The sequence below is a fragment of the Azohydromonas aeria genome (genome assembly GCF_009760915.1).
Taxonomy (GTDB): domain Bacteria; phylum Pseudomonadota; class Gammaproteobacteria; order Burkholderiales; family Burkholderiaceae_C; genus Azohydromonas; species Azohydromonas aeria.
The window spans coordinates 142,091-160,423 of record NZ_VIDQ01000004.1 but is presented as its reverse complement, the minus strand read 5'-3'; the positions used below and the strand labels follow the sequence as shown (position 1 = coordinate 160,423).

Annotated in this window: 13 protein-coding genes; 6 read left to right on the top strand and 7 right to left on the bottom strand. The window is 69.2% G+C overall.

What is annotated here, in order from left to right; all coding sequences use genetic code 11:
• Positions 1-275: biotin/lipoyl-containing protein (locus tag FJ694_RS04695; protein ID WP_310735031.1), on the bottom strand; the 275-nt coding region annotated here is incomplete at its 3' end.
• Positions 276-314: 39 nt separating this feature from the next.
• Positions 315-3,023, bottom strand: coding sequence for a pyruvate dehydrogenase (acetyl-transferring), homodimeric type (gene aceE, locus FJ694_RS04690; protein WP_157264701.1), 2,709 nt, complete (start codon positions 3,021-3,023; stop codon positions 315-317).
• Positions 3,024-3,191: 168 nt separating this feature from the next.
• Here aceE and FJ694_RS04685 point away from each other — a divergent pair, with 168 nt between their 5' ends.
• From FJ694_RS04685 to FJ694_RS04670, 4 genes are all read left to right on the top strand, one after another.
• Complete coding sequence (locus tag FJ694_RS04685; protein ID WP_157264699.1) at positions 3,192-5,738, top strand: PAS domain-containing sensor histidine kinase; 2,547 nt, start codon at positions 3,192-3,194, stop codon at positions 5,736-5,738.
• Positions 5,735-6,358, top strand: coding sequence for a response regulator transcription factor (locus tag FJ694_RS04680; protein ID WP_157264697.1), 624 nt, complete (start codon positions 5,735-5,737; stop codon positions 6,356-6,358). Before FJ694_RS04685 ends, FJ694_RS04680 begins: the two co-directional genes overlap by 4 nt.
• A gap of 69 nt (positions 6,359-6,427) precedes the next feature.
• Entirely contained in the window at positions 6,428-7,285 is an 858-nt protein-coding gene (gene folD / locus FJ694_RS04675) for a bifunctional methylenetetrahydrofolate dehydrogenase/methenyltetrahydrofolate cyclohydrolase FolD (protein ID WP_157264695.1), read from the top strand.
• A gap of 115 nt (positions 7,286-7,400) precedes the next feature.
• The gene (locus tag FJ694_RS04670) at positions 7,401-9,428 is read left to right on the top strand and encodes a M3 family metallopeptidase (protein WP_157264693.1); all 2,028 of its coding nucleotides are present in this window, start codon (positions 7,401-7,403) and stop codon (positions 9,426-9,428) included.
• 304 nt (positions 9,429-9,732) lie between these two features.
• On the opposite strand, the gene FJ694_RS04665 is transcribed toward FJ694_RS04670, so the two are convergent.
• The 4 genes from FJ694_RS04665 to FJ694_RS04650 all read right to left on the bottom strand — a co-directional run bounded on the left by FJ694_RS04665 (position 9,733) and on the right by FJ694_RS04650 (position 14,359).
• Positions 9,733-10,722 carry a Bug family tripartite tricarboxylate transporter substrate binding protein gene (locus FJ694_RS04665; RefSeq protein WP_157264691.1) on the bottom strand — a complete coding sequence of 330 codons (990 nt, stop codon included), beginning with the start codon at positions 10,720-10,722 and terminating at the stop codon, positions 9,733-9,735.
• Between the two features lie 109 nt (positions 10,723-10,831).
• Positions 10,832-11,818 carry a 2-hydroxyacid dehydrogenase gene (locus FJ694_RS04660; protein ID WP_157264689.1) on the bottom strand — a complete coding sequence of 329 codons (987 nt, stop codon included), beginning with the start codon at positions 11,816-11,818 and terminating at the stop codon, positions 10,832-10,834.
• 53 nt (positions 11,819-11,871) lie between these two features.
• On the bottom strand, positions 11,872-13,287 hold the full coding sequence (locus FJ694_RS04655) for a sodium:proton antiporter (RefSeq protein ID WP_157264687.1): 1,416 nt from the start codon (positions 13,285-13,287) through the stop codon (positions 11,872-11,874).
• Between the two features lie 106 nt (positions 13,288-13,393).
• On the bottom strand, positions 13,394-14,359 hold the full coding sequence (locus tag FJ694_RS04650; RefSeq protein ID WP_157264685.1) for a histone deacetylase family protein: 966 nt from the start codon (positions 14,357-14,359) through the stop codon (positions 13,394-13,396).
• 197 nt (positions 14,360-14,556) lie between these two features.
• Between FJ694_RS04650 and FJ694_RS04645 the strand changes: the two genes are divergently transcribed.
• Complete coding sequence (locus FJ694_RS04645) at positions 14,557-15,111, top strand: phasin family protein (RefSeq protein WP_157264682.1); 555 nt, start codon at positions 14,557-14,559, stop codon at positions 15,109-15,111.
• 188 nt (positions 15,112-15,299) lie between these two features.
• Here FJ694_RS04645 and FJ694_RS04640 read toward each other — a convergent pair whose 3' ends face one another.
• Positions 15,300-16,235 (bottom strand): patatin-like phospholipase family protein, encoded by a 936-nt coding sequence (locus FJ694_RS04640; protein WP_157264680.1) that lies wholly within the window; start codon positions 16,233-16,235, stop codon positions 15,300-15,302.
• Between the two features lie 374 nt (positions 16,236-16,609).
• Here FJ694_RS04640 and FJ694_RS04635 point away from each other — a divergent pair, with 374 nt between their 5' ends.
• Positions 16,610-18,322 carry a nitrite/sulfite reductase gene (locus FJ694_RS04635; protein ID WP_157264677.1) on the top strand — a complete coding sequence of 571 codons (1,713 nt, stop codon included), beginning with the start codon at positions 16,610-16,612 and terminating at the stop codon, positions 18,320-18,322.
• The last annotated feature ends 11 nt before the right edge of the window (positions 18,323-18,333 follow it).

The window sequence follows — 18,333 nt, the reverse complement described above, 5'->3', positions numbered from 1 at the left end:
GCCGGCGCGGGCGCCGGGGCGGCGGCGCCGGCATCGGCGCCGGTTTCCACGCGCAGCACCAGCGTGCCCTCGCTGACCTTGTCGCCGATCTTGGTCAGCAGCTCCTTGACCACGCCGGCGTGCGACGACGGGATCTCCATGGAGGCCTTGTCGGACTCCACGGTGATGAGGCTCTGCTCTTCCTTGACCGTGTCACCGGGCTTGACCAGCACCTCGATGACCGCGACGTCCTTGAAGTCACCGATGTCCGGGACCATCACATCCACCAATGCCATGGCGAATATCTCCGTTGGTTTTGTTGTGCGGCGCCCGGATCAGGCGTACAGCGGGTTGATCTTGTCGGCCTTGATGCCGTACTTGGCGATGGCGTCGGCCACCGTGCGCGCCGGCACCACGCCCTCGTCGGCCAGGGCCTTGAGCGCGGCCACGACGACGTAGTGGCGGTTGACCTCGAAGTGCTCGCGCAGCTTGAAGCGGAAGTCGCTGCGGCCGAAACCGTCCGTGCCCAGCACCTTGTAGCTGCGGCCGGCCGGGATGAAGGCGCGGATCTGCTCGGCGTAGTTCTTCATGTAGTCGGTCGAGGCCACCACCGGGCCGGCGTGCGCGGCCAGCTGCTCGGTGACGTAGGCCACGCGCGGCGTCTCGGTCGGGTGCAGCAGGTTGAAGCGCTCGGCGTCCTGGCCGTCGCGGGCCAGCTCGTTGAAGCTCGGGCAGCTCCAGACGTTGGCGCCCACGCCCCAGTCGGCCTCCAGCAGCTTCTTGGCTTCCATCGACTCGCGCAGGATCGTGCCGCTGCCCAGCAGGTTGACCGTGACCTTGGCTTCGGCCGGGGCCTCTTCCAGCAGGTACATGCCCTTGATGATCTGCTCCTCGGTGCCGGGCTTGAGGCCGGGCATCGGGTAGTTCTCGTTGAGCAGCGTGATGTAGTAGAAGACGTTGTCCTGCTTCTCGACCATGCGCTTGAGGCCGTGGTGCAGGATCACGCCGACTTCGTGCGCGAAGGTCGGGTCGTAGCTGACGCAGTTGGGGATGGTGCCGGCCAGGATGTGGCTGTGGCCGTCCTCGTGCTGCAGGCCCTCGCCGTTGAGCGTGGTGCGCCCGGAGGTGCCGCCCAGCAGGAAGCCGCGCGCCTGCATGTCGCCGGCGGCCCAGGCCAGGTCGCCGATGCGCTGGAAGCCGAACATCGAGTAGTACACGAAGAACGGCACCATGATGCGGTTGTTCGTCGCGTACGAGGTGGCCGCGGCGATCCACGAGCTCATGCCGCCGGCCTCGTTGATGCCTTCCTGCAGGATCTGGCCGGCCTTGTCCTCCTTGTAGTACATGACCTGGTCCTTATCGACCGGGGTGTACTGCTGGCCAGCGGGGTTGTAGATGCCGATCTGGCGGAACAGGCCTTCCATGCCGAAGGTGCGGGCCTCGTCGACCAGGATGGGCACGGCGCGCGGGCCGACTTCCTTGTCGCGCAGCAGCTGCGTCAGGAAGCGCACGTAGGCCTGCGTGGTGGAGATCTCGCGGCCTTCCGCGGTGGGCTCCAGCACGGCCTTGAAGGTCTCCAGCGGCGGCACCGTCAGCGACTCCTCGGCCTTGGCGCGGCGCGCCGGCAGGTAGCCGCCCAGCGCCTGGCGGCGCTCCTGCAGGTACTTCATCTCCGGCATGTCGTCGGAGGGCTTGTAGAACGGCACCTCCTCCAGCTTGTCGTCGGGGATGGGGATGTTGAAGCGGTCGCGCATGGCCCGGATGTCGTCCTCGGCCAGCTTCTTGGTCTGGTGCGCGGTGTTCTTGCCCTCGCCGATCTTGCCCATGCCGTAGCCCTTGACCGTCTTGATCAGGAGCACCGTGGGCTGGCCGGTGGTGTTCACGGCGCGGTGGTAGGCGGCGTACACCTTCTGCGGGTCGTGGCCGCCGCGCTGCAGGCGCCAGATGTCGTCGTCGCTCATCTTCGACACCATCTCCAGCAGCTTGGGGTGGCGGCCGAAGAAGTGCTTGCGCACGTAGGCGCCGTCGTTGGCCTTCATGGCCTGATAGTCACCGTCGAGGGTGTCCATCATGACCTTCTTGAGGATGCCTTCCTTGTCGCGCGCCAGCAGCGGGTCCCAGGTGCCGCCCCACAGCAGCTTGATCACGTTCCAGCCCGCGCCGCGGAACTCGCCTTCGAGCTCCTGCACGATCTTGCCGTTGCCGCGCACCGGGCCGTCCAGGCGCTGCAGGTTGCAGTTGACGACGAAGATCAGGTTGTCGAGCTTCTCGCGCGCGGCCAGTCCGATGGCGCCCAGGCTCTCGGGCTCGTCCATCTCGCCGTCGCCCAGGAACACCCAGACCTTGCGCTTGGAGGTGTCGGCAATGCCGCGGGCATGCAGGTACTTCAGGAAGCGCGCCTGGTAGATCGCCATCAAGGGCCCCAGGCCCATCGACACCGTCGGGAACTGCCAGAAGTCGGGCATCAGCTTCGGGTGCGGATAGCTCGACAGCCCCTTGCCGTCCACTTCCTGGCGGAAGTTCAGCAGCTGCTCTTCGGTGATGCGGCCTTCGAGGAAGGCGCGGGCATAGATGCCGGGCGCCGAGTGGCCCTGGATGTAGAGCAGGTCGCCGCCGTGCTCAGGCGTGGCGGCATGCCAGAAGTGGTTGAAGCCCGCGCCCAGCATCGTCGCCAGCGAGGCGAAGCTGGAGATGTGGCCGCCCAGGTCGCCGCCGTCGGCGGGGTTGTGGCGGTTGGCGCGCACGACCATGGCCATGGCGTTCCAGCGCATGTAGGCGCGCAGCCGCTCCTCGATCTCGAGGTTGCCCGGGCAACGCTCCTCTTCCTGCGGCTCGATCGTGTTGACGTAGCCGGTGGTGGCGGAGAACGGCATGTCGATGCTGTTCTGGCGCGCGTGCTCCAGCAGCTGCTCCAGCAGGAAGTGGCCGCGCTCGCGGCCCTCGCTCTCGATCACGGCCGACAGGGCGTCGAGCCACTCGCGCGTTTCCTGCGGGTCCTGGTCGTTGGCCGCTGCGCCGATGAACTGTTCAGGCAATGCCGACATGGGAAGTCTCCTCTTTGGGGGTCGGGGTCTCGCAAAAGGTGGCGCAGTGTCGCACAGGCTTTGAAAATTTCAAATAGTGCGTATCGATTTCAGCATGTGAGATACATGCTGCGCCGTGTCATGTCCGGGGTCCGTGTGCCCTCTTCCCGGGGCTTGATAATCCGGGCGATGTCTGTCTCGCCTCCGCCTTCTCCCGTCCGGGCCGCGCCGGCCGTGCGCCAACGCCTGTTCGGCCATTGGTGGCGGAGCCAGTCGCCGGCACGCCAGGACCGTTTCGTGACGGTCGGACCGCTGGTGTCCGTGCTGATGTTCCTGGCGGCGATCATTTCGGCTTTCTGGTATCTCCGGAATGAAGAGATAGAACGCGAAACGGATTCGCTCAAGCGCGACACCGAGATCGCCCAGCAGCAGATCCAGCTGCGCCTGATCGACAGCCAGGAGCAACTGCTGCGCCTTGCGCGCGAGCTGGCCACGCGCACCGTGGACAGCCGCGGCTTCGAAGGCCAGGCGCGCAGCTTCGCCGCGGAGCGCCCGGAGCTCACGCAGCTGCTGTGGCTGGCGCCGCGGCGCCTGGTGCAGGGCCAGTGGCAGGCGCCGGGGCTCGAAGGGATGTCGCGCGACGGCGCGGTGGACCCCTCGCTGCCGATGGAGGGCCGCCGCGGCGAGCCCGAGCGCGCCTTCAGCACCGCGCGCGACCTGCAGGCGCCGGTGTACTCGCGCACCTTCCAGAACGCCGCCGGCGTGCCGGTGTTCCAGGTGCACGTGCCGCTGATCGACCGCAACGGCTTCGTCGGCGCGCTGGTGGCGGAGTACTCGGTGCCGGCGCTGGAGCGGCTGCTGGTGCCGGCGGAAGTAACGCGGCGCCACGCCATCACCGTGGTGGACGAGGCCGGCAACGAGATCGCCGGCAACAGCGTCAGTGCCGGCGCCCAGGGCGCGCGCGCGGCCATCGTGCACGACGTGCCGCTCACGCCCGCGGGCACCGGGCTGGTGCTGCGCGGCGTGGGCTGGCGCACCTCCATCGGCCTGATCAGCAGCACGCTGTTCTGGATGGTGGTGGCGCTGTCGGTGCTGACGGTGTGGATGCTGCTGGGCTCGTGGCGCCACATGCGCCGGCGTACGCAGATCCAGAACGCGCTGATCCAGGAGACGAACTTCCGCCGCGCCATGGAGAACTCCATGCTCACGGGCATGCGCGCGATGGACCTGCAGGGGCGCATCACTTACGTCAACCCGGCCTTCTGCGCAATGACGGGCTTCTCCGAGGCCGACCTCATCGACCGGCGCCCGCCCTACCCGCACTGGCCGCCGGACCGCATCGACGAGAACGCGCGGCTGCTGCGGCAGGAATTGCAGGGCCGCAGCCCCGCGGGCGGCGTCGAGGTCAAGGTCATGCGCAAGGACGGGCAGATGTTCGACGCGCGCATGTACGTCTCGCCGCTGATCGACCCCAAGGGCCAGCAGACGGGCTGGATGACCTCGATGACCAACATCACCGAGGCCAAGCGCATCCGCGACCAGCTCTCGGCCTCGCACGAGCGCTTCACGACCGTGCTGGAGGGCCTGGACGCGGCCGTGTCGGTGCTGTCGGTGGAGCGCAGCGAGCTGCTGTTCGCCAACCGCTCGTACCGGCTGTGGTTCGGCGCCGACGCGCGCGGCCACGCGCTGCTGGCGGGCACGCCGGCGCAGCCGCGCGCGGTCGAGGACTCGGTGGACACCTTCGGCGGGCTGCCGGTGCAGGAGCTCACGCAGGCCGGCTCCGACCCGCGCGAGGTGTTCGTGGAGTCGCTGCAGAAGTGGTTCGACGTGCGCTCGCGCTACCTGCAGTGGACCGACGGGCGGCTGGCGCAGATGCTCATCGCCACCGACATCACCGAGCGGCGCCAGGCCGAGGAGCAGCAGCGGCTGCAGGTGGAGAAGGCCCAGGTGACGAGCCGCCTGGTGACGATGGGCGAGATGGCCAGCTCGGTGGCTCACGAGCTGAACCAGCCGCTCACGGCCATCGCCAACTACTGCAGCGGCATGGTCTCGCGCGTGCAGGCCGACGCCATCAAGAAGGAGGACCTGGTGGCGGCGCTGCAGAAGACGGCGCGCCAGGCCGAGCGCGCCGGGCAGATCATTCACCGCATCCGCGCCTTCGTGAAGAAGAGCGAGCCGCAGCGTCAGGCGGCGCAGGCGCGCGCCATCGTCGAGGACGCGGTGGACCTGGCCGGCATCGAGCTGCGCCGCCGGCACGTGCAGATCCACACCTACGTGGCGCAGCGGCTGCCCACGCTGATGGTGGACCCGATCCTGATCGAGCAGGTCGTGCTCAACCTGCTCAAGAACGCGGCCGAGGCCATCGACATGGCCAAGCTGCCGCCGTCGCGCCGCCACATCGAGCTGCGCGTGGTGCCGCGGCACACGCCCGACGAGGGCGGCGTGATCGAGTTCAGCGTCACCGACAAGGGCCCGGGCATGAAGGAGGAGGTGCTGGCGCGCCTGTTCGAAGCCTTCTTCTCGACCAAGTCGGAAGGGCTGGGCATCGGGCTGTCGCTGTGCCGCTCCATCATCGAGTCGCACCGCGGCCGGATGCGCGCGGAGAACATTTACAATGGAAACGCAGTCGTGGGCTGCCGTTTTTCGTTCACCCTGCCCGTGGAGCCGGGGGCGCGCATCGAACCTGCGGCGCCTGCGGCTGATTCCAACACAACGACCGAGACAACCAGCCCATGAGCCTGATTCCCAAGAAAGGCACCGTGTATGTCGTGGACGACGACGAAGCGGTGCGCGATTCCCTGCAGTGGCTGCTCGAAGGCAAGGATTACCGGGTGAAGTGCTTCGACTCGGCCGAGTCCTTCCTCTCCCGCTTCGACCCGCGCGAGGTCGCCTGCCTGATTGCCGACATCCGCATGGAAGGCATGAGCGGGCTGGAGCTGCAGGACCGGCTGCTGGAGCGGCGCAGCCCGCTGCCGGTGGTCTTCATCACCGGCCACGGCGACGTGCCCATGGCCGTGACGACGATGAAGAAGGGCGCGATGGACTTCATCGAGAAGCCCTTCAAGGAAGAGGAGCTGCTGTCGCTGGTGGAGCGCATGCTCGACCAGGCGCGCAGCACCTTCAGCCAGCACCAGGAGCAGGCCAGCCGCGACGCGCTGCTGTCGCGCCTGACCACGCGCGAGGGCCAGGTGCTGGAGCGCATCGTCGCCGGCCGCCTGAACAAGCAGATCGCCGACGACCTGGGCATCAGCATCAAGACGGTGGAGGCGCACCGCGCCAACATCATGGAAAAGCTCAACGCCAACACCGTGGCCGACCTGCTCAAGATCGCGCTGGGCGCCCACACCAAGGCCTGAGCCTTCACTGACCCCCGAGGGGCCGCGCCACGCGGCCCTTTTTCATTGCCACTTCAGGAGCCCCTCACCATGACCGCGCAGCTGATCGACGGCGTCGCCCTTTCGCGCCAGATCCGCACCGAGCTCGCCCAGCGCGCCGCTTCCCTCACCAGCCGCGGCCACACGCCGGGCCTGGCCGTGATCCTGGTGGGCGACAACCCGGCCTCGCAGGTGTACGTGCGCAACAAGGTCAAGGCCTGCCACGACACCGGGCTGCACTCGGTGCTGGAGCAGTACCCGGCCAGCATGGGCGAGGCCGAGCTGCTGGCGCGCGTGCGCGCGCTCAACGAGGACCCGTCCATCCACGGCATCCTGGTGCAGCTGCCGCTGCCTGCGCACATCGACGCGCACAAGGTCATCGAGACCATCTCGCCGCTCAAGGACGTGGACGGCTTCCACGTCGCCAGCGCCGGCGCGCTGATGGTGGGTCAGCAGGGCTTCAAGCCCTGCACGCCCTACGGCTGCATGCAGATGCTCAAGGCCATCGGCTGCGATCCGCGCGGCAAGCACGCGGTCGTGATCGGGCGCAGCAACATCGTGGGCAAGCCCATGGCGATGCTGCTGCTGCAGGCCAACGCCACCGTCACGGTGTGCCACAGCGCCACGGCGGACCTGGCGCACCACACACGCCAGGCCGACATCGTGGTGGCCGCGGTGGGCCGGCGCAACGTGCTGACGGCCGACATGGTCAAGCCCGGCGCGGTCGTGATCGACGTGGGCATGAACCGCAATGACGAAGGCAAGCTCTGCGGCGACGTGGACTTCGAGGGCGTGCGCGAAGTGGCCTCGTTCATCACCCCGGTGCCGGGCGGGGTCGGCCCGATGACCATCACAATGCTGCTGGTCAACACCGTCGAGGCCGCCGAGCGCGGCGCCGCCGCGGCCTGATCCCTTCGCGGGGAGTCCCGGGCCGGCGCGCCAGGGCGTCATCGGGGCCGCGGCAACTTGTGTTGGCACACTTCGCCACCACCTGCGCGGCTTCAACAGCCTGCCCTTCCCGCCCATGTCCAATCCGCTCCTCGACACGCCCTCTTCCGAGCTCCCGGCCTTCGACCGCATCCGACCCGAGCACGTCGGCCCGGCAGTCGATGAACTGCTGACCCAGGCCGGCGCGGCGCTGGAGCGCGCCGTGGGCCCGGAGGTGCCGCCGGACTACGACGCCATGTCCGCGGTGCTCGACGTGGCCACCGAGCGCCTTGGGCGGTCCTGGGGCGCGGTGGGCCACCTGAACCACGTGGCCGACACGCCCGAATTGCGCGCGGCCTACAACGAGAACCTGCCCAAGGTCACCGAGTTCTACACGCGCCTCGGAGCGGATGAGCGGCTCTACGCCAAGTACAAGGCGATCGCCGCCAGCCCCGCGGCGCAGCAGCTCAACCCGGCGCGGCGCAAGGCGCTGTCCAACGCCATGCGCGACTTCGTGCTTTCCGGCGCCGAGCTGCAGGGCGCGGCCAAGGAGCGCTTCGCCCAGATCCAGGAGCGCGCCGCCGAGCTGTCGCAGAAGTACAGCGAGCACGTGCTCGACGCCACCGACAAGTTCGCGCTCTACGTCACCCAGGAGCAGCTCGCCGGCGTGCCCGAGGACACCCAGGCCGCCGCGCGCGCCGCGGCCCAGGCCGAGGGCAAGGACGGCTACAAGCTCACGCTGCATTTCCCGAGCTACTTCCCGGTGATGCAGTACGGCACGAATCGCGAGCTGCGCCGCCAGCTCTACACGGCCTACGCCACCCGCGCCAGCGAGCAGGGCCCGGCCGAACGCGACAACAGCGCGCTGATGGCCGAGATCCTGCAACTGCGCCAGGAAGAGTCCGAGCTGCTGGGCTACAGGAGCTTCGCCGAGCTGTCGCTGGTGCCCAAGATGGCCGACAGCCCGCAGCAGGTGACGGACTTCCTGCGCGACCTCGCCCGCCGCGCCCGTCCCTTCGCCGAAAAGGATCTGCAGGAGCTGCGCGAATTCGCCGCGCAGGAGCTGGGCCTGCCGGAGCTGCAGGCCTGGGACGTGGCCTTCGCCAGCGAAAAGCTGAAGGAAGCGCGCTACGCCTTCAGCGACCAGGAAGTGAAGCAGTACTTCACCGAGCCGAAGGTGCTGGAGGGGCTGTTCCGCATCATCGAGACGCTGTTCGAGGTGGCGATCCGCCCCGACACCGCGCCGACCTGGAACCCCGACGTGCGCTTCTTCCGCGTCGAGCGTGGCGGCCAGCTGATCGCCCAGTTCTACCTCGACCTCTACGCCCGCTCCGGCAAGCGCCCGGGCGCCTGGATGGACGACGTGCGCGGTCGCTGGCAGCGCCCGGAAGGCGCGCTGCAGACGCCGGTGGCGCACCTGGTATGCAACTTCGCGCCGCCGGTGGGCGGCCGGCCCGCGCTGCTGACGCACGACGACGTCACCACCCTGTTCCACGAGTTCGGCCACGGCCTGCACCACATGCTCACGCAGGTGGCGGATTTGGGCGTGTCGGGCATTTCCGGCGTGGAGTGGGACGCAGTCGAATTGCCCAGCCAGTTCATGGAGAACTTCGCCTGGGAATGGGAAGTGGTGCAGCGCCTGACCGCGCACGCCGACACCGGCGCGCCGCTGCCGCGCGCGCTCTACGACAAGATGCTCGCGGCCAAGAATTTCCAGAGCGGCCTGGCGACGCTGCGGCAGGTGGAATTCGCGCTGTTCGACATGCGCATCCACTCCGAAGCCGGCGCGCCGCAGCGCATCCAGCAGATCCTTGACGAGGTGCGTCAGGAAGTGGCGGTGCTGATTCCGCCGAGTTTCAACCGCTTCCAGCATGCCTTCTCGCACATTTTCGCGGGCGGGTATTCGGCGGGGTATTACAGCTACAAGTGGGCGGAAGTGCTGAGCGCGGACGCGTGGAGCGCGTTCGAGGAGGCGGGTGTCTTTGATACCGAAACCGGACGGCGGCTGCGGCGGGAAATCCTGGAAGCCGGTGGCAGCCGGACGGCGATGGAAAGCTTTAAAGCTTTCCGCGGAAGGGAGCCGCAGATCGATGCGCTGTTGAGGCATCAGGGGATGGCGGGGTAAGCGCCATTCGCTGAAGCAATGGAAAAGCCGGCTCTCGAGCCGGCTTTTTTGTATTTAATGATTTGTCTCTATTAATCTATGATATATCCGCCCAAACCAGAAACTTGACCACCCCCATTACTCTGAGAGCTTATTCCAGCATCATCCGCTTATTTACCAACACAGCATCCAAATAATCCACTCCCCCACATTCACTGGAGCAGCGAAAAGTTTAATTTTGAATAATTGGATGCATCCAATTCTCCAACCTTTTAAGGAGCGGAGCAACACATTATCCAAAGACTCGTATCTTCTCAATGAAGACCTACTCTGGCCTTACCCCCGCCTTCACCAGCAGCCGGCTCCACCGCTCCGTCTCCGCCTGCAGCAGCGCATTAAGGTCGGTGCTCGGAGCCAGGGGTTCGGCCCCCTCCTGCTTCAGCACCTCGCGCAACGCCGCGCTCTCCAGCGCCTTGCCCAGCGCCGCCGACAGCGGCGCGGCCACGTCGGCCGGTGTGCCGCGCGGGACGAGCAACGCGTAAGCCGGCGCGCAGTCGTAGCCCTTGACGCCCGCCTCGGCCAGCGTCGGGGTGTTCGGCAGCGCGGCGCTGCGGCGCGCGCCGGTCACGGCCAGGGCGCGCAGCCGGCCGCCCTCCACCTGGGACAGCGCCTGCGGCAGCGTGCCGAACATCAGGTCCACCTGGCCCGACAGCAGATCGGTCAGCGCCTGCGCCGGCCCCTTGTAGGGCACGTGCTGCAGCTTCACGCCGGCCAGCTCCTGCAGCAGTTCGCCCGCGACGTGGCCGGCGCTGCCCACGCCCGTGGAGGCGTAGGCCAGCCGCGCGGCGCCGAAGCGCGCGTGCAGCAGCAGCTCCGACAGGTTGTGAACCGGGCTGGATGCGGGCACCAGCAGCACGTGCGGCTGGCTGGCGACGGCGCCGAGCGCGACGAAGTCGCTGCCGCGGCCCCCGGCCGGCGCGGTCCGCGTGCCGACCACGGCCTGCAGCGCCAGCGAGCCGCTGTGCGCCAGCAGCAGCGTGTGGCCGTCGGGCGCGGCGCGCGCGACCGACTCCATGCCGACCACGCCGGCCCGCGGCTCCACCACCACCGGCGCGCCAAGCTGCTGGCCCAGCGGCGCGGCCAGGGCGCGCGCAAGCGCCTCGGCGCTGCCGCTGCTGCTCACCACCAGCCGGATCGGCCGCGGCGCAGCGCCGCTGCCGCCCTGCGCCTGCGCGCACAGCCCTGTCAGCGGCAGCACCGCCGCCATCGAGCCCAGCAGCAGCCGGCGCCGCGACGGCTGATATCCCAGCCCCATGCCTTGATCCCGTAGAAACAAGCCCGCAGTCTAGGAAGCCGCACCCGCCGCGCCGTTGTGGCGAATACGCATGCGCCAACGTGGTGCGCCGGCGCGGGAGCGCGCCGCCTCAGCCGCGCGCCAGCACCTGCGGGTTCACCGGCGTGGGCGGCACGCCGCCGGTGAGCGCGGCGATCAGGTTGTCGGCCGCCAGGTCGGCCATGGCGCGGCGCGTGGCGACGCTGGCGCTGGCGATGTGCGGCGTGAGCACCACGTTGCGCAGCGCCAGCAGTTGCGGATGCACCCGCGGCTCGCCCTCGAACACGTCCAGCCCCGCCGCGGCGATGCGGCCGTCGGCGAGCGCCTGCGCCAGCGCCGCGTCGTCCACCACGCCGCCGCGGGCGATGTTGACCAGCGTGGCGGTCGGCTTCATTTGCGCCAGCTCCGCCGCGCCGATGGCGTGATGCGTGTCGGCCGAGTACGGCACCACGATCACGAGGTGGTCCGCCTCGCGCAGCAGCGCTTCCTTGTCCACCCAGCGCGCGCCGAGGGGTGCCTCGGCTTCGGCCGGCAGCCGGCTGCGGTTGTGATAGACGACCTTCATGCCGAAACCCAGCGCGCCGCGCCGGGCGATGCCCTGGCCGATGCGCCCCATGCCCAGGATGCCGAGCGTGGCGCCGTGCAGGTCGGAGCCGGCGAACATGTCGTAGGCCCAGCGGTCCCAGCGCCCTTCGCGCAGGAAGCGCTCGGACTCGGTGATGCGCCGCGCCGTGGCCATCATCAGCGCGAAGCCGAAGTCGGCCGTGGTCTCGGTCAGCACGTCGGGCGTGTTGCTCACCAGCACGCCGCGCGCGGTGCAGGCGGCCACGTCGATGTTGTTGTAGCCCACGGCCATGTTGCACACGGCCTTGAGTTGCGGATGCGCGTCGAGCAGCCTGGCATCGATGCGCTCGCTCAGCGTCACGAAGGCGCCCACCTTGCCCTGCAGCCGCTGCGTCAGCTCCTCGGCCGAGTGGATGTGGTCCTCCGGGTTGTCCTCGACGCTGAAGTGCTGCGCCAGGCGCTGCACGACCTCGGGGAATACCTTGCGTGCCACCAGCACGGCGGGCTTGTCCATGGCTTGTCTCCTGGGAAATCGGTGGTGCCGGCGCCGACGGGCCGCAGCCCGCGTCAGCGGAACCAGATGAAGGTCATGATGACGAAGAGCGGCAGCAGCACCGCGCTCGACCAGAGCATGTAGCCGAAGAAGCTGGGCATGCGGATGCCGCGGTCCTCGGCGATGGCCTTGACCATGAAGTTGGGCGCGTTGCCGATGTAGCTGTTGGCGCCCATGTACACCGAGCCGGCCGAGATCGCCGCCAGCGTGGGCGCCAGCGCGTACATCAGCACCTGCGGGTCGCCGCCAGCCAGGTTGAAGAACACCAGGTACGTCGGCGCGTTGTCCAGGAAGCTGCTGAGCACGCCGGTGAACCAGAAGTAGGCCCAGGGCAGCGGCTGCCCGTCCGGGCCGGTCACGGCCTCGACCACGCCGGCAAAGGGCCCGGCGGCGCCGGCCTTGAGCATGGCCAGCACCGGCAGCATGGTCAGGAAGATGGCGGCGAAGAGCTTGGCCACCTCCTGCATCGGCGCCCAGGAGAACTGGTTCGCCAGCCGTGCCGCCATCGGCGTCAGCGCCAGCGACAGCAGCGTCACCCCCACCAGCCCCACGTCGCGCACCAGGGAGGGCAGCTCGACCTCGGTGCCGGCAACGTCCCAGCTGATGCCCGGCTTCCAGGTGCCGCTGAGCAGCACCAGCCCGACCACCACGGCCAGCAGCAGCAGGTTGATGCCGCCCAGCAGCCCCAGGCGCTCCGTGTCCGGGGTCGGGTCCTGCGGCAGCACGCCTTCCTTGCGGTACCACCAGCTGTCGAGCACGTAGAAGATCGCCAGCAGCGCCCCGACCAGGAACAGCGTCTCGGGCAACAGGTGGCGGAAGGTCCAGGTGAACTCCACGCCGCGCAGGAAGCCCAGGAACAGCGGCGGATCGCCCAGCGGCGTGAGCGAGCCGCCGGCGTTGCTGACGATGAAGATGAAGAACACGACCACGTGCGCGACGTGGCGGCGGTTGTCGTTGGCGCGGATGAGCGGGCGGATCATCAGCATCGAGGCGCCGGTGGTGCCCATGATGCTGGCCAGCACCGCGCCCGCAGCCATGAGCACGCAGTTGGTGCCCGGGCTGCCGTGCAGGTTGCCGCGCAGGTAGATGCCGCCGGCGGTGGTGAACAGCGCCGTCAGCAGGATCACGAAGGGCAGGTATTCGGCCAGCAGCGTGTGCACGAAGGCCGCGCCCGCGGCACCGGCGCCGTACACCGCCGCGAAGGGCAGCAGGAAGGCCAGCGCCCAGCCCAGCGCGATCTTGCCGAAGTGGTGGTGCCAGACGATCGGCACCAGCAGCGGCAGCAGCGCGATGGACAGCAGCATCCCGGCAAAGGGCAGCGCCCACCAGACGGACAGGGCCGCGCCGTCGATCTCGGCGGCGGCAGCGAGCAAGGGCGTGGACAGCAGGGCGGCGCAGGCGGCCCGGCGCAACGTGGCGGCGGCGGTCATGGAATTCTTCTGATGCGGCCGACGCGGGCCGGGGCTCGTGGGGACGAGGATTTTAGGGACGCTCCACCCCGGTTCCGGGGACGGCTTGTTGTGCCGATGTCACGGGTCAGCGCCCGGCTGCGCCGGCATTGCCCGCTTCGTTACGCGCGCGCCACTGCCGCCAGCTCTCCAGCGCCAGCCGCAGCGTGCGGAACTGGATCTCCACCATCTGCGCCATGTCGCGGCCGTAGCCGCCGGCCATGCTCACCGCCACGGGCACGCCGCGCTCGCGGCAGGCGTCGAAGACGCGCCGGTCGCGCTCGGCCATGCCCTCGGCGCTGAGCTTCAGGCGGCCGAGCCGGTCGTTCTCGTGCGGGTCGGCGCCGGCCAGGTAGAAAGCCAGGTCGGGCGGCGTGGCGCCGTGGTGGCGCCACAGCGCCTCCAGCGCGCCATCCAGCGCCTTCAGATAAGGCTCGTCGGTGCAGCCGTCGGGCAGCTCGACGTCGAGATCGCTGGCCTCCTTGCGGAACGGGAAGTTGCGCGCCCCGTGCAGCGACAGCGTGAAGACGGTGTCGTCGTTGCGAAAGATCGACGCGGTGCCGTTGCCCTGGTGCACGTCCAGGTCGATCACGGCCACGCGCAGCGTGGGCCGGCGCGAGCGGCGGTGCGCCTCGGCCTGCATCAGCCGCGCCGCCACGGCCACGTCGTTGAAGACGCAGTAGCCGCTGCCCTTGTGGGCGTAGGCGTGGTGCGTGCCGCCGGCAAGGTTGGCGGCCACGCCCTCGCGCAGCGCGGTGCGCGCCGCGGCGATGGTGGCACCCACCGAGCGCCGGGCGCGCTCGGCCATGCGCTCGGACCACGGGAAGCCGATCTCGCGCTGCTCCGCGGCGCCGAGCGTGCCCTCGGCCACCGCCGTGATGTAGCGCGGCTCGTGCGCCAGCGCGAGCTCGCCGTCGCTGGCGCGCGGCGCCGCCTCCAGCCGGATGCCGGGCTCCCCGTCCAGGCGCTCGCGCAGCAGCGCGTACTTGGGCATCGGGAAGCGGTGCCCTTCGGGCAGCGGCAGCACGAACTGGTCGGCATAGAAGGCTTGCATGCGCCGATTGTGCGCAGCCGGCGTGCGGGCCTCCGGACAGGGCCGCCCAAGGCCGCTGTGGTGCAAACGACAAAAGACCTTGTTGCGGTGCAGCAAAAAGTGCTTGCGCTGGCAGGCGACAAGCCTATACTTGCACCCATGCTGCACTGCAGCAAAAGACTTCCAAGTTCCCCAACCCTCGATCCCGGAGACCGAACATGCTGACCGCCGAACAACTGATCGCCGCTTCCAAGGCCAACGTCGAGACCGCTTTCGGTCTGGCCGGCAAGGCCCTGGAAGGCGTGGAGAAGATGGCCGCCCTGAACCTGGCTTCCGCCAAGTCGGCCCTGAACGACGCCGCCGAGAACACCAAGGCTGCCATGGCCGTGACGAACCCGCAGGAGCTGCTGTCCCTGCAAGCCGGCCTGCTGCAGCCGGCCGCCGAGAAGGCCGTGGCCTACGGCCGCGAGGTGTATGACATCGCCGCCGCCACCAACGCCGAAGTGAGCAAGGTCGTCGAGGCCCAGCTGGCCGACGCCCAGAAGAACATCGCCGCCTTCGTGGACAGCGCCGTCAAGAACGCCCCGGCCGGCTCCGAGAACGCCGTCGCCCTGGTGAAGTCCGCCGTCGCCGCCGCCAGCAACGCCTACGAAAGCGTGCAGAAGGCTGCCAAGCAGGCCGCCGAAGTGGCCGAAGCCAACTTCAACGCCGTGACCACCAGCGCCGTCAAGGCCACCGCCAACGTGGCCGCCAAGGCCAAGAAGGCTGCCTGAATCACAACCTAGGACGCGGCCGGACGCCAGTTCGGCTGACGAGGCGGTGTCAATGCCGCCGCGAAAGGTTGTCTCCTCGGTACCTGGGGAAAGTGGTTTCAGGGTACCTTGAGCCCGGCGCCCGCCGGGCTTTTTCTTTGGGGCCTGCGCATCCGCGCGCACGGCCCCTTCCCTCTACCGGCCGGCCTTCACTGGCTCAGCAGCGCGATGCGCTGGCGCAGCTGCGGCAGCAGCGCCTGGGCGGACTCGCGCCCGGCCTGGATGGCGCGCTTGCGCGCGGTGAAGTCGGCGCTGCTGACACCGTCGAGCCTGGGGCGCAGCACCAGGTCGGCGTCCTTGAGCTCGAAGCTGTTGATGCTGCGGCCCATGATGGAAAAGGTCTGCAGCAGCATGCGCATGGCGTCGCCCGTGGGCTGGCCTTCGGGCGGGCTGGTGATGTCCACCGCCACGATCAGCTCCGCGCCCATCTGGCGCGCGAAGCGCACCGGCACCGGCGACACCAGCCCGCCATCGACGTACTCGCGGTTGCCGATGCGCACCGGCTGGAACACCGCCGGCACGGCGCTGGAGGCGCGCACGGCGGTGGCCGTGTCGCCGCGCTGGAACAGGATCGGCGCGCCGCTGTCGAGGTCGGTGGCGACGATGCCCAGCGGCAGCTTCATCTGCTCGATGGATTTGGCACCGGTGTGCTCGCGCACGTACCGCGCCAGCGCCTCGCCGCGCAGCAGCCCGCGCCCGGGATAGGCCCAGTCGGTGATGGCCGACTCGTCCATCGCCACCGCCAGCTCGCCCAGCTGCTTCCCGTTCAGGCCGCTGGCGTACAGCGCCGCCACCAGCGAGCCGGCCGAGGTGCCCACCACCAGCGACGGCCGGATGCCCGCCTCCTCCAGCACCTGGATCACGCCGATGTGCGCGAAGCCGCGCGCCGCGCCCCCGCCCAGCGCCAGGCCGATGCGCGGCGGATCGCGCGGCACGGCGGGCTTCACGGCCACCAGCGCCGGGGTCACGACCGGCGTGGGAATGGTGCTGGAGACCTGGGGCGGCACGCTCTGGCAGGCGGCCAGCGCGAGCAGCGGCAGCACGGAAAGCAAGTTCCGGCACCGCGAACGGGGGCGTTGATGCATGGGGTTCGATTCTAGAAAAGCTGGCCCGGGCACTGGTTTACCCGGACTTGGGCGGCAGCCTCGCAGGGCTTCTTAGCTTATGCGCTCCATAAGCAAACAACTTTTCTGTTCTTTTGAAATATAAGGACGGCGTTTACATTTCACACCCTGGGCGAGAGCTTGAGCTCGCGCAAGTCAATCACTCCGAAGCGGGAATGGCGATTGGATCGGGTGGCGTTTCGGGCGGGCCTGGGCGAGGACGTTGAGCCGGCCTCGCGCATGTGAAACGCCGCCGGCCCGCGACGCCGTTGCGCCTGGAACTGACCGAGCAGCGGGTGCGCGCACTGCCGCGCACGGGGCCCCGATGACGGCCAGACTGAAAGTGAAGCACTGACATGTACAAGTACACCGATTTCGACCGCCAGTTCGTGCGCGCGCGCGCTGCGCAGTTCCGCGACCAGCTCGAGCGCAACCTGCGCGGCGAGCTTGGCGACGACGAGTTCCGCCCGCTGCGGCTGCAGAACGGCTGGTACATCCAGCGCCACGCGCCCATGGCGCGCATCGCCGTGCCCTACGGCGAGCTCTCCAGCCGCCAGCTGCGCCAGCTCGCGCGCATCGCGCGCGAGTTCGACCGCGACTACGCGCACTTCACGACGCGCCAGAACTGCCAGTTCAACTGGATCCCGCTGCACCAGGCCGCCGACGTGATGGAGCTGCTGGCCGAGGTGGACATGCACGGTATCCAGACCAGCGGCAACTGCATCCGCAACATCACCACCGACGCGCTGGCCGGCATCGCGCCCGACGAGGAGGTCGATCCGCGTCCCTATGCCGAGGTGCTGCGCCAGTGGAGCACGCTGCATCCGGAATTCGCCTTCCTGCCGCGCAAGTTCAAGATCGCCATCACCGGCGCCGCCGAGGATCGCGCTGCCATCCTGTGGCACGACATCGGGCTGCAAGTGGTGAAGAACGAGGCCGGCGAGGTCGGCTTCAAGGTGTTCGTCGGCGGCGGCATGGGCCGCACGCCGGTGGTGGCGGTGGAGATCAACGCCTTCGTGCCGTGGCAGCAGATCCTCGTCTACATCGAGGCCATCGTGCGCGTCTACAACCGCTACGGCCGCCGCGACAACCTCTACAAGGCGCGCATCAAGATCCTGGTGAAGGCCGAGGGGCAGAAGTTCTTCGACGCCGTCAATGAAGAGTTCCGCCAGATCCTGGCCCACGACGCCGAAGGCGCGGCGCACCTGATTCCGCCGCGCGAGCTCGAGCGCGTGGCGGCGAGCTTCGCGCTGCCCGCGGGCGTGCGCCCGGCGCCCAGCGGCTTCCAGCCCGCGCGCCACGGCGACCAGCAGCAGGCCTTCGGCCGCTGGCTGGAGCGCAACGTGCACGCGCACAAGGTCAGCGGCTACCGCGCCGTGACGCTGTCGCTCAAGCGCGTGGGCCAGGCGCCCGGCGACACGACCTCGGCGCAGATGGAAGCGGCCGCCACCATGGCCGACCGCTACTCGCTGGGCGAGCTGCGCGTGACGCACGACCAGAACCTGCTGCTGCCCTGGGTGCGCGAGGCCGACCTGTACGCCGTGTGGCAGGCCGCCAAGGGCGCGGGCTTCGCCGCGCCCAACATCGGGCTGCTCAGCGACATGATCGCCTGCCCGGGCGGCGACTTCTGCGCCCTGGCCAACGCGCGCTCCATCCCCATCGCCGAGGCGCTGCTGGAGCGCTACCAGGACCTCGACGAGCTGTGGGACATCGGCGACATCGACCTGCACATGTCGGGCTGCATCAACTCCTGCGGCCACCACCACAGCGGCCACATCGGCATCCTCGGCGTCGACAAGGACGGCAGCGAGTGGTACCAGATCACGCTGGGCGGCTCCGACGGCTCCACGCTGTCGGGCAAGGCCGTGGCCGGCAAGGTCATCGGCCCGTCCTTCGCGGCCGACGAGGTGCCCGACGTGATCGATGCCATCCTGGAGACCTACCGCCAGCAGCGCGGCGAGGGCGAGCGCTTCATCGACACCGTGCGCCGCGTGGGCCTGGTCCCGTTCAAGGCCGCCGCCGACGCCGTGCGCAGCAGCACCGCGCAGCGCGAGGCCGTGCCCGCCTGAGCCCTTCGAGT